We start from the raw sequence: 2,064 nt of genomic DNA, 5'->3' as shown, positions 1-2,064 counted from the left end.
ACACTTCGCCTCTATGCCCATCTGCTGCCAACGTCACACGCCCGTGCTCGCTCGGTCATCGAGCAGCGGCTGGCCAAGCTCAGCCTGCTGCCGACGGAGCAGCCACGGAGCAAAGACGATCAGACGGCAGCCTAACAGGCGACTCGAACCTCTATCCTGGCCCGTTTCACAGACGGTCACAGGTCGGGATCCTCCTTTAGATCAAGCCGATCCAGCTGATCGTGGGTCTACCGATCGACCTGCCTGGCGGAGGGTAGGAGAGCCAGTCCCAGGAAGACGTCTCCCTTTTGCGGTCACTCCCGATGCTCGACGCTGGCGGTGAAACCGAAAAGGGAGAACCTCTGTGACTACCTCGCGGTCATACGCCTTCGCAAGTGGCGATCGCGTGGACCCTGCGCAATGCCACGGTGACGTCGCCGATCATCGGCGCCCGGACGCTGGGGCATCTCGAGGACAACCTCGGTGCCCTGGATGTGACGTTCACCGAGCAGGACGTGCAGGACCTGGAGCAGGCGAGCGCGATCGAACTCGGCTTCCCGCACGACTTCCTCAATCGCCCGATGACCCGAAGCGTCACGATGGGCGACCTCCGGATCGAGCCGGCCCCGTCCCCTCGCTGACGCCACGGCGCTCAGGAAGCCCCACTGCTTGATCGCCCCGGAGTCGTCGGCACCGCGCCCCCGCGATCGGTGGACGCGGGCTCGGCTCCATCGGTGGGGGTGAGGTCGCCGAGGTCTGCGTCCCAGTCGTCTTCGTCGCCCGCCGTCGCTTCGTTGCGGCGGGCGATGCGGAGGAAGGCGATGATCAGCAGGATCGGTCCGAGGAACATCGCCAGCTCGGGCACTCCGCCCATGTGCAGGGTGATCATGACGCCGTCACCAGGGCGATCCCGCCGGCGGTGAAGGCGACCATCGCCGCGAGCATCGGGTACTGCGCGCGCCGCAACTGCCGGCGGCGGAACAGCTGAGCGGCGCGATCGTGAGCGGCCACCACCCCGAGTACGTGGCCGAGCACGATCGCGCCGATCTGCACCGCTGCGATCAGACCAGTACCCAGGAAGGAGTAATCGATGCCCGTCCCGTTGGTCCCGAGCAGATCCCAGCCGCGACCGAACGGGTCCGACGCCAGCAGAACGCCTTCCTGGCCCTGGAACAAGGCGAACGAGAAGTAGTGCGCCACGGCGTACCCGATCGCGATCGGAACCAGCGAGTGCACGAACGCGCCGGGCAGGCCTGCGTTGCCGACAGCACCTGGCCGCACCATCGAAATACCGGTGGAGCGCGCCGCCAGGAGGAACAGACCGGACACCAGCGCGACTGCCGTCAGGAGGCCCAGGGTGTAGACGACGAGGTGGCCGGTATGGCTGAGCTGGGCGGTCAGGTTGGTCCAGGCGGACCATCTGCTGATGCCGTCGAAGGCGGTCGATCCGAGCAGCAGGCAGAGGAGTCCGACGATTCCCGGCTCCTGCGGGATCGTGGCCAGCCCGGCCAGCGGGTTGCGTAGTACGAGCTGGTGCTGATCGTTGCGGCCGAAGAGGCTCAGCTTCGCCAGTACCTCGGCGTACACCTCGAAGCTGTCGCCGATGCTGAACCAGCGCGGACCGTAGAGGATGCCGGCGGCAACGTTCACCACGGCGTAGACGGTCACGAAGATCGCGACAATGAGCGGTTCGGAGCCTTCGGGGTGGGCCAGTTCGAGCCAGAGGAATCCAGCGAGCCCGGCGACAGCCGGCCAGTAAGCGATGCCGCGCGGGAGTTGCCGGTACGACGTCCGCGGGATCGCCGCCGCGAGGGTGCGGAGCGGGTTCGCGAGTCGCCAGATCGGGCCGAAGACGAGCGAGAGCGGGATGATGCCGACCCAGATCCAGACGTAGAGCCAAGTCGGTGCCGGGTTCAACGATGGCTCACTGCTGCCGAACCAGGCGGACCCGATGAGTAGCGCGAACGCCGCCAGACCGACTGCCTTGAGGAGCCACCGGGTCGAGCGCGCATCGACGATCCGGGGCAGCGCCGGGACCGGCGTACCGGCTGTGAGTTCGAACCGCGGCCGGGACCAGAAGGCAGC

General features: G+C 67.2%; 2 protein-coding genes and 1 pseudogene. 1 reads left to right on the top strand and 2 read right to left on the bottom strand.

Annotation, left to right across the window (positions count from 1 at the left end; all coding sequences use genetic code 11):
• Positions 1-368: 368 nt before the first annotated feature.
• Positions 369-620: pseudogene (locus VFG33_RS31585) on the top strand (aldo/keto reductase); the annotation flags it as partial.
• 11 nt (positions 621-631) lie between these two features.
• Here VFG33_RS31585 and VFG33_RS31580 read toward each other — a convergent pair.
• Positions 632-868, bottom strand: a complete 237-nt coding sequence (locus VFG33_RS31580) for a hypothetical protein (RefSeq protein WP_325056647.1) — start codon at positions 866-868, stop codon at positions 632-634.
• On the bottom strand, positions 865-2,064 hold a 1,200-nt coding region (locus tag VFG33_RS31575; RefSeq protein ID WP_325056646.1), incomplete at its 5' end, for a hypothetical protein. The genes VFG33_RS31575 and VFG33_RS31580, both read right to left, overlap by 4 nt.

It is taken from the genome of Kribbella sp. (assembly GCF_035687465.1).
Lineage (GTDB): Bacteria > Actinomycetota > Actinomycetes > Propionibacteriales > Kribbellaceae > Kribbella.
This window is presented reverse-complemented; position numbering and strand designations above follow the sequence as displayed.